3 protein-coding genes are annotated in these 10,777 nt (G+C 72.3%); all 3 read right to left on the reverse strand.

Annotated elements, in window-relative coordinates; translation table 11 throughout:
- A partial coding sequence (locus tag ACYVMZ_RS38605) for a type I polyketide synthase (protein ID WP_461087887.1) occupies window positions 1-3,759 on the reverse strand: 3,759 nt, incomplete at its 3' end.
- A 67-nt stretch (window positions 3,760-3,826) separates the two neighbouring features.
- Window positions 3,827-9,613, reverse strand: coding sequence for a type I polyketide synthase (locus ACYVMZ_RS38610; RefSeq protein WP_461087889.1), 5,787 nt, complete (start codon window positions 9,611-9,613; stop codon window positions 3,827-3,829).
- Window positions 9,614-9,707: 94 nt separating this feature from the next.
- Window positions 9,708-10,777: acyl carrier protein (locus ACYVMZ_RS38615; RefSeq protein WP_461087891.1), on the reverse strand; the 1,070-nt coding region annotated here is incomplete at its 5' end.

Below are 10,777 nucleotides of genomic sequence, written 5' to 3' on the forward strand. Positions count from 1 at the left end.
ACCACCACCACCGACCACCACACACGACTCCGGCGACACACCACCCCCCGCAACCGACCCCACAACCCACTCCACCCGCAACAACGAATCGCTCTGGCCGTCACCGGACGCGGCGTCGAGGTCGGACGTCGTAAGGGCACGCAGGACGAGGGAGTCGACAGAGGCCACCGGCCGGCCCGTCTCGTCGGCGACGGCCAGCGACACGGCACCGGACTCTGAGGTCGTCAGGCGTACGCGCAGGACGGACGCACCCGTCGCGAAGAGCGAGACACCACTCCACGAGAACGGCAGGCGTGCCTGACCGGCGCCGTCATCGGCCCCCTCGCCGCCGAGCGCGGTGAAGGCGACCGCATGCAGGCTCGCGTCGAGGAGGGCGGGGTGCAGGCCGTACTCGGCGGCCGCGTCCCGGTGCTCCTCCGGCAGGGCGACCTCGGCGAAGACCTCGTCCCCGCGGCGCCATGCCGCTCGTACTCCACTGAACGCGGGGCCGTAGTCGAGACCTGCCGCGGCAAAGCCGGTGTAGAGGTCCGCCGTCTCCAACGCGACGGCGTCGGACGGCGGCCACTGCGTCATGTCGAAGTCGGATGCCGCCTCTTCGGCGACGCTCAGGACACCCGACGCGTGGCGGACCCATGGTTCGTCCGGCACGTCGTTGCCGTCACCCTGGCGACGCGAGTGCAGGGTGAACGTACGCCGCCCGGTCTCGTCCGGCTCCTCGATCCAGAGCTGGAGCTGTCGGCCGCTGCCGTCCTCGGGCAGTACCAGCGGGGCTTCGAGGATCAGTTCCTCGAGCAGGTCACAGCCGAGCTCGTCGCCGGCGCGTACGGCCAGTTCGACGAAGGCCGTACCGGGCAGCAGCACCTTGCCGCCCACAGTGTGGTCGGCCAGCCACGCGTGCGAGTCGACCGACAGCAGGCTGGTGAACAGACGCGTGTCGCTCCCCGCGACCTGGACACAGGCGCCGAGGAGCGGATGGCCGGGCGCCGTGAGACCGGCAGAGGTGACGTCGCCGGTCAGCGCCGGGGCGTGCAGCCAGTAGCTCTCGTGTTGGAAGGGGTAGGTGGGCAGGTCGACGCGGTGGCGGGCCTCGGTCGGTGCGAACAGCGGGGTCCAGTCGATCGCTGTGCCGCGCACGTACGCCTGGGCGAGTGCGGTCAGGAACGTGTCCAGCTCGGGGCGGTCCTTGCGCAGGGCCGGGATCAGACCGGCCTGGGCCTCCGGGGCGGTGAGGGTGTCGTGAGCCATCGCGGTCAGGACCGCGTCCGGGCCCAGCTCCACGATGGTCGTCGCCCCGAAGTCGGCCAGGGCAGCGATGCCGTCGTGGAAGCGGACCGCCTCACGGACGTGACGCACCCAGTACTCCGGGTCCCGCAGCTCGTCCACCGAGGCCATGCGACCCGTCAGGTTGGACACCACCGGCAGGGACGGAGCCTGATACTCCAGGCCCTGCGCGACCTGACGGAACTCCTCCAGCATGGGCTCCATCAGCGGCGAGTGGAACGCGTGCGAGACCCGCAGCCAGCGCGTCTTGCGGCCCTGCTCGGTGAAGACACCTGCCAGGTCCTCCAGCGCCGCACGGTCACCGGAAAGCACCAGCTGGGACGGGCCGTTGACGGCGGCGATCCCCACCCGGTCGGCGTGGCCCTCCAGCAGCGGCAGGACATCCTCCTCCGCAGCCTGGACGGCGAGCATGGCGCCGCCTTCCGGCAGGGCCTGCATCAACCGGCCACGCGCCGCCACCAGACGAGCGGCATCCTCCAGCGACCACACCCCAGCCACATACGCCGCCACCAACTCACCGATCGAGTGACCGCCCACAACCTCAGGGCGCAGCCCGAAGGACTCCGCCAGCCGGAACAGGGCGACCTCGATCGCGAACAGCGCCGGCTGCGCATACCCCGTCTGCTCCAGGACGTCCGCCTCGGTGCCGAACATCACCTCCCGCAGCGGACGATCCAGCAGCGGATCCAGATGCGCGCACACCTCGTCCAGCGCGTCCGCGAACACGGGGAAGATCTCGTACAGTTCCCGGCCCATGCCCAGCCGCTGACTGCCCTGCCCGGTGAAGAGCACCGCAAGGCGCCCCTCGTCAACCGCCCCGGAAACCACCCCAGGCCCGCCGGAAGCCAGCCCCCCCAGACCGTCCAGGAAGTCCCTCTGCTGACGCCCCAGCACCACGGCCCGGTGCTCCAGCGCCGTGCGGTCCGACAGCAGCGACCAGCCCACATCCACCGGGTCGGCGTCACCAGCCGCAACGTGCTCGCGCAGTCGCTCCGCCTGCGCCCGCAGGGCCTCCGCACTGCTCGCGGACACCAGCCACGGCACGACACCCACCGGTACCGGCACGGCCTCCGCCGCGTCCTGCTCCTCAACCGGCGCCTGCTCCACGATCACGTGCGCGTTCGTGCCGCTCACACCGAAGGAGGACACTCCCGCCCGACGCGGCTCGCCCTCCCGTTCCGGCCACTCCCGCGCCTCGGTCAGCAGCTCCACCGCACCCGCCGACCAGTCCACATGCGAACTCGGCGCATCCACATGCAACGTCTGCGGCAGCACACCCTGCCGCATCGCCATCACCATCTTGATCACACCCGCGACACCGGCGGCCGCCTGCGTATGACCGATGTTCGACTTCACCGAGCCCAGCCACAGCGGCCGGTCCTCAGACCGTCCCTGTCCGTACGTGGCGATGAGCGCCTGCGCCTCGATCGGGTCGCCCAGCGTGGTTCCCGTACCGTGTCCCTCCACCGCGTCGACCTGCTCGGGAGCGAGCCGGGCGTTGGCGAGGGCCTGGAGGATCACGCGTTGCTGCGAGGGGCCGTTGGGGGCGGTGAGGCCGTTGCTGGCGCCGTCCTGGTTCACCGCCGAGCCGCGTACGACGGCCAGGACCGGATGCCCGTTGCGCCGGGCGTCCGACAGCCGCTCCAGGAGCAGCAGGCCGACGCCCTCACCCCAGCCGGTGCCGTCGGCGGCGTCGGCGTACGGCTTGCAGCGGCCGTCGGAGGCGAGGCCGCGCTGTTTGCTGAAGTCCACGAAGGTGCCGGGCGTGAACATCACGGTCACGCCGCCGGCGAGCGCCATGGTGCACTCGCCCTGACGCAGGGCCTGCGCCGCCAGGTGCAGGGCGACCAGGGACGAGGAGCAGGCCGTGTCGACCGTCACCGCCGGGCCCTCCAGGCCGAAGGTGTAGGCGACCCGGCCGGAGACGATGCTGCTGGAGGCGCCGGTGCCCAGGAAGCCCTCGACCTCCTCGGGAACGGAGTGCAGCCGGGAGGCGTAGTCGTGGTACATCACGCCGGCGAAGACGCCGGTGCGGCTGCCGCGCAGCGTCGTCGGGTCGATGCCGGCGCGTTCGAACAGTTCCCAGGAGGTCTCCAGGAGCAGCCGCTGCTGGGGATCCGTGGCCAGGGCCTCGCGCGGCGAGATACCGAAGAACGCGGCGTCGAAGCGGTCCGCCTCGTGCAGGAACCCGCCTTCGCGGGCGTAGCTCGTACCGGAGTTGTCGGGGTCCGGGTCGTAGAGGGCGTCGAGGCTCCAGCCACGGTTGGTGGGGAACGGCGTCAGGGCGTCCGTTCCGTCGGCGACCAGCTGCCACAGCTCCTCCGGGCTGCGGACGCCACCGGGGTAACGGCAGCTCATCGCGACGATGGCGATGGGCTCCTGCTCGCGCTCCTCCATCTCGCGCAGACGACGACGAGCTTGACGCAGGTCGGAGGTCGTCCGCTTGAGGTAATCGCGAAGCTTCTCCTCGTTCGACATTGCTCGTCAGCTCCTCGTGGTGTGAAAAAGGGTCGTGCGCGTGCTGGTGGGGGCCGTGTGGGGCAGGTCAGGAAAGTCCGAGCTCGTCATCGAGCGCCTCGAAGAGTTCCTCGTCGGAGACCGAGTCCAGGTCCAGGTCGTCGTCCGCCGTCGTGGTGGCGGTGACGGTGGCGGCGGAGCCGTGCCGCTGGGCGGCGTTCCAGCGGGACAGCAGGCTCTGCAGCCGGATGCCGATCTTCGACTGGACGATGCTGTCCGCCTCGACCGTCAGGAGGGAGGTCTCCAGCCGCTCCAGTTCGTCGAGGACGGACAGCCCGCCTCCTGCCTGCCCGTCGAGCGGCAGGGCGGTGGCGAGATGGGCCGCGAGCGCGGCCGGGTTCGGGTAGTCGAAGATCAGGGTGGCGGGCAGGCGCAGCCCGGTGGCGGTGTTCACCGCGTTGCGCAGTTCGACGGCGGTGAGGGAGTCGAAGCCCAGCTCCCGGAAGGCCCGGTGGGCGTCGACCGCCGCTGCGGACTCGTATCCGAGGACCGCCGCCACGTGGGTGCAGACGACTTCGGTCAGGACCTTGTCCCGCTCCGCCGCGTCGAGTCCGGCCAGCCGCTCCAGCAGCGGTGTGCGGCCGGTGGCGTGCGCGTCCGTGGCTCCGCCGCCTGCCGCACCGGCGGCGGACCGCCGCAGTGGTGTCCGCACCAGGCCGCGCAGCAGCGCGGGGACGGTCGTGGCGCCGCCCGCCCGAGGACGCAGCGAGGCGGTGTCCAGCCGCAGGGGTACGAGGGCCGCGGGCGCGTCCGGCAGGGTCACGGCGGCATCGAGCAGGGCGAGGCCCTCCGCCGTGGCCAGCGGTGCCACGCCGCCGCGCGCCATCCGGTTCAGGTCTCCGGAGCTCAGCTTCCCCGTCATCTCACTGCTCTGGGACCACAGTCCCCAGGCGAGCGAGGTGGCGGTCAGGCCACGTGCCCGCCGCTGCCGGGCGAGGGCGTCCAGGAACGCGTTGGCGGCGGCGTAGTTGGCCTGTCCCGCGCCGCCGAACACGCCGGCGGCGGAGGAGAAGAGTACGAAGGCGGACAGGTCACGGTCGGCGGTGAGCTGGTCCAGGTTGACCGCGGCGTCGGCCTTCGCACGCAGCACCGGGTTCAGCCGCTCGGGGCTCAGGGACGTGATCACACCGTCGTCGAGGACGCCGGCGACATGCACGACGGCCGAGAGGTCCTCGATGCCGTCGAGCAGCTCCGCCAGCGCCGACCGGTCGGCCACGTCACACGCCGCGACGCCGACGCGGGCACCTGACTCCTCGAGTGCCGCACGGAGTTCGCCGGAACCGGGCGCGTCCGCGCCCCGCCGCGACACCAGCATGAGGTTCCGTACGCCGTGCCGCTCGGCCAGGTGCCTGACCACGACCGGGCCCAGGCCGCCGAACGCGCCGGTCACCAGGACGGTGCCCGTTCCCCAGGCCGACGCCGACCCGTCGGACGCGGCTCGCTCGGCGGTGAGGGTGGGCTGTGCCTGGTCGGTGGGCTCTGCCTGGTCGGTGGGCTCTGCCTGGTCGGTGGGCTGCGCCTGGTCGGTGGTGGCGGTGTCGTCCGGCACGGCGAGGCGGGCCAGGCGCGGTACCAACACCGTGCCCGCGCGCAACGCGGCCTCCGGCTCGTCGGACGCCGAGAGCGCGGCGAGCAGCGCCGCCGGCATCGGCACCGTACCCGCGTCGACGGGATCCAGATCGACGAGCAGGATGCGGCCCGGGTGCTCGGACTGTGCCGATCGCACCAGTCCCCGCACCGCGGCTCCGACCGGATCCGGTACGGCGTCCCCGGCCGCGGTCGCGCCCGCGGTCACCACGACGAGCTTCGACGCCTCGAACCGCTCGTCGGCGAGCCATGCCTGTACGACACCGAGGACCCGGGCGAGTACGGACCGGAGCCGGTCCGGGTCGGCGGATCCGTCGGGAGTCACCGGCGTGCCGTCGGTCGCCTCCGGCCCGCAGGCGGTCACGACGGCGTCCGGTACGGCGTCACCGAGGGCGGCCAGGTCGGGCCGGGTGTCCAGGGGTGCGCCGGCCGCCTCGAAGGCGGGGACGAGTCCGACCTCGTCCGGTCCGATCAGGGCCCACCTGCCGGTGGCGGTCCCGTCCGCCGCCGCAGACGCCAGCAGGGCTGCCGCCTCGGGGTGTTCGTTCCACTCGACGTGGAAGAGGGAGTTCTGGACGCCCCGCCTGCCGGAGGCGTCGAGTTGTTCGGTGGCGACCGGCCGGAACACCAGTGACTCCACTGCGGCGACCGGCTCCCCGAGCCCGTCCGCGACCGACAGCGTCACGCCGTGGTCGCCTGCCGGGGCCAGTCGGACCCGCAGCGCCGAGGCACCGGTCGCCCGCAGCGAGACCCCACTCCAGCTGAACGGCAGCCTCGCCCCTCCGGCGTCACCGTCGTCGGCCCACCGGCCGCCCACCCCGAGGACGTGCAGGGCCGCGTCCAGCAGAGCCGGGTGCAGCCGGAAGGCCTCCGCGCTCTCTCGCTGCTCCTCCGGCAGGGCGACCTCGGCGAACACCTCGTCGCCGCGCCGCCACGCCGCCCGCAGCCCCCGGAACGCCTCCCCGTAGGCGAAGTCGAGCTCCGCCAGGTGCTCGTACAGCCCGTCGACATCGACCGCCGCCGCATCCCGCGGAGGCCACTCGGTGAGCGGGGAGTCGTCCTGCCGTGGCTCGTCACCGGTCAGCACACCGGTGGCGTGCACGGTCCAGCCGCCGTCCCCCGCGTGTTCCTCACGCGAGTGCACGGCGACACTGCGCCGCCCGTTCTCGTCCGGGGCGCCGACGGTGACCTGCACCTGAACGCCGCCCTGCTCCGGCAGCGCCAGCGGGGCTTGGAGCGTCAGCTCCTCCACCAGCCCACAGCCGACCTCGTCCCCCGCCCGCAGGGCCAGTTCGACGAAGGCCGTGCCCGGCAGCAGGACGGCGCCGGCCAGGGCATGCCCCGCCAACCACGGATGCGACTGCAACGACAGCCGCCCGGTGAACAGGAACCCGTCCCCGTCGGCCAAGGCGATCGCCGCGCCGAGCAGCGGGTGCTCCGCCGCGTCCAGCCCAGTGGCCGAGACGTCGCCCACGCCGGGGAGGGCGGGGCGGGGCCAGTAACGCTGGTGCTGGAAGGGGTAGGTGGGCAGATCGACGCGGTGGCGGGACTCCGTCGGCGCGAACAAGGGGGTGAAGTCGACGGTGGTACCTCGGACGTGCGCCTGGGCGAGTGCCGACAGGAACGAGTCCAGCTCCGGGCGGTCCTTGCGCAGGGCCGGGATCAGACCGGCCTGGGCCTCCGGGGCGGTGAGCGTGTCATGCGCCATCGCGGTCAGGACCGCGTCCGGGCCCAACTCCAGGATCGTGACGGCCCCGAAGTCGGCGAGTGTCGTCAGACCGTCGTGGAAGCGGACCGCCTCGCGGACGTGACGCACCCAGTACTCCGGGTCCAGCAGCTCGTCTGCTGTGGCCATACGACCGGTCAGGTTCGAGACCACCGGCAGGGTCGGCGTCTGATACTCCAGGTCCTGCGCGACTCGGCGGAAGTCGTCGAGCATGGGCTCCATCAGCGGCGAGTGGAACGCGTGCGAAACCCGCAGCCAGCGCGTCTTCCGCCCCTGCTCGGTGAAGACCTGCGCCAGATCCTCCAGCGCCGCACGGTCACCGGAAACCACCACCTGGGACGGGCCGTTGACGGCGGCGACACCCACCCGCTCGGCGTGGCCCTCCAGCAGCGGCAGGACATCCCCCTCCGCTGCCTGCACCGCGAGCATGGCGCCGCCTTCCGGCAGGGCCTGCATCAACCGGCCACGCGCCGCCACCAGACGGGCCGCATCCTCCAGCGACCACACCCCAGCCACATACGCCGCCACCAACTCGCCGATCGAATGACCACCCACGACCTCCGGCCGCAGCCCGAACGACTCCGCCAGCCGGAACAGGGCGACCTCGATCGCGAACAGCGCCGGCTGCGCAAAACCGGTCTGCTCCAGGACGTCCGCCTCGGTGCCGAACATCACCTCCCGCAGCGGACGGTCCAGCAGCGGATCCAGATGCGCGCACACCTCATCCAGCGCATCCGCGAACACGGGGAAGCTCTCGTACAGCTCCCGGCCCATCCCGAGCCGCTGACTGCCCTGCCCGGTGAACACCACAGCAAGCCGCCCCTCAGCGACCGCACCGGTCACCACCCCAGGCCCGCCGGAGACCAACGCCTCCAGCCCCTGGAGCAGATCCTCACGGCCCGTGCCGAGGATCACCGCACGGTGTTCCAGCGCCGACCGGCCCGACAGTAGCGACCAACCCACATCCACCGGGTCGGCGTCACCAGCCGCAACGTGCTCGCGCAGCCGCTCCGCCTGCGCCCGCAGCGCCTCCGCACTACGAGCCGACACCAGCCACGGCACCACACCCACCGGCACCGGCACCGGCACCGACTCCGCGGAGCCCTCCTCCTCAACCGGCGCCTGCTCCACGATCACATGCGCGTTCGTACCGCTCACACCGAAGGACGACACACCCGCCCGACGCGGCGCACCGGCCTCCCGCTCCGGCCACTCCCGCGCCTCGGTCAGCAGCTCCACCGCACCCGCCGACCAGTCCACATGCGAACTCGGACGGTCGGTGTGGAGGTTCTCGGGCAGCAGGCCGTGGCGGAGGGCCATGACCATCTTGATCACGCCCGCGACGCCCGAGGCCGCCTGGGTGTGGCCGATGTTGGACTTCACCGAGCCGAGGAGGAGGGGCCGGTCGGCGGGGCGGTCCTGGCCGTACGTGGCCAGGAGTGCCTGGGCCTCGATGGGATCGCCGAGCACGGTGCCTGTGCCGTGGCCCTCCACGGCGTCCACGTCGCTGGTCGTCAGGCGGGCGTTGGCCAGGGCGGCGCGGATGACGCGCTGCTGGGACGGACCGTTGGGCGCCGTGAGGCCGTTGCTCGCGCCGTCCTGGTTCACCGCCGAGCCGCGGATGACGGCGAGGACCTCGTGTCCTTTGCGGCGGGCGTCCGACAGCCGTTCCAGGGCGAGGACGCCGACGCCCTCGCCCCACCCGGTGCCGTCGGCGGCGTCGGCGTACGGCTTGCAGCGGCCGTCGGAGGCGAGGCCGCCCTGGCGGCTGAACTCCGCGAACGCGCCGGGGGTGACCATCACGGCGACACCGCCGGCCAGAGCCAGGTCGCACTCGCCCTGGCGCAGCGCCTGGGCGGCCAGGTGCAGGGCGACCAGGGAGGAGGAGCAGGCCGTGTCGACCGTGACCGCCGGGCCCTCCAGGCCGAGGGCGTAGGCCACCCGGCCGGAGACGACACTCGGAACGTCGCCGGTCAGCAGGTAGCCCTCGACGTTGTCCGGGGAGGCCATGAGGGCGGAGCCGTATCCCTGGGCGGTGGCGCCGACGAAGACGCCGGTGCGGCTGCCCCGCAGCGAGGCCGGGGCGAGCCCGGCGCGTTCGAATGCCTCCCAGGAGGTCTCCAGCAGCAGCCGCTGCTGCGGGTCCATCGCCATGGCCTCGCGCGGCGAGATCCCGAAGAACGCGGCGTCGAAGTCGCCCGCGTCGTAGACGAACCCGCCGACGCGTTCGGGGCCTTCCGCCTCCCCGTCGGTCCTGCCGCTGAGCGCCTCGATGTCCCAGCCCCGGTCGGTGGGGAAGGCCGAGAGCGCGTCGCGGCCGTCGGCCACGAGGTGCCACAGGTCCTCGGGCGACCGTACGCCGCCGGGGTAGCGGCAGCTCATCCCCACGATGGCGATGGGCTCCGGTTCTTCCGCCTCGACCTCACGGAGCCGCTGACGAGTCTCGTGGAGATCGGCGGTCACGCGCTTGAGGTAGTCGAGGAGCTTTTGCTGTTCCGCCATCGGAAACTCACCTGTTCGTTTAGTCACAGAAGCCACAGAAGAACCGCATCGGGGGCGCGGACGGCCCCTGTCCGTCCGCGCCGGTCCGAGTGCCTCAGGAAATGCCGAGTTCTTTGTCGATGAAGTCGAAGACCTCGTCGGCGGACGCCGACTCGAGCCGCGAGGAGACGGTCTCGCCGTCGGCCGGGGTGTCCGCTTCCGTGTTCTTCCACTTCGACATCAGCGCTTCGAGGCGCATGGTGATGCGCATACGGGCGCTGTCGTCGGGGGCGATCGTGGTCAGGCTGGCCTCCAGCCGGTCCAGTTCGTTCAGGGTCGACTCCACGCCCGCGGCGTCGTCCTGGATGATCTGGGCCCGCAGGTACTGGGCCAGTGCGGTGGACGTCGGGTAGTCGAAGACCAGCGTGGTCGGCAGCCGCAGGCCGGTGGCCCGGCCCAGACGGTTGCGGACCTCCACCGCCGTCAGCGAGTCGAAGCCGAGCTCCCGGAAGGCCCGCTGGGCGTCCACCGACTCCGGCCCGTCATAGCCGAGTACGGCCGCGGCATGCGTTCGTACCAGATCCAGCAGCAGCGCTTCCCGCTCCGGCTCCGTCAGCGGCAGCAGGCGGCGGCGCAGCTCCGAGGAGTCCTCGTCGTCGCCCGTACTCGTCTCACCTCCGGCCGCGGTCTCCAGGTGCCTGCGCACCTCCGGGATCTCCCCGACGAGCGGGCTGGGCCGCTGCGAGGTGAACGCCGGTACGAACCGCTCCCAGTCCAGGTCGGCCACGGCGAGGAACGTCTCGTCGTGCGCCACCGCCTGCGCCAGCGCCAGCACCGCCAGCTCCGGCGCCATCGCCCGCAGACCACGACGGCGGAACTGTTCTTCTCCCTCGTCGCCGGCCATGCCGCCACCGGCCCACAGCCCCCAGGCGACCGACGTCGCCGTCAGCCCACGCGCCCGGCGCCGCTCGGCCAGGGCATCCAGATACGCGTTGGCCGCCGCGTACGCACCCTGGTTGCCACTCCCCCACACTCCCGCATTGGAGGAGAACAGCACGAAGGCATCGAGCTCGGCGCCGTCCAGCAGCTCATCCAGATGGACCGCACCGGCGATCTTGCCTTCCAGGACCTCGGCCATGTCCGCCACGGACATCTCGGCCAATGGCTGTCCCTGCCCGACCCCGG

It is taken from the genome of Streptomyces deserti (assembly GCF_054782695.1).

What these genes read in the sequence shown, in the direction of transcription:
- ACYVMZ_RS38610 (WP_461087889.1), bottom strand. Translation starts at nt 9,613, where the DNA reads ATGGCGGAACAGCAAAAGCTCCTCGACTACCTCAAGCGCGTGACCGCC.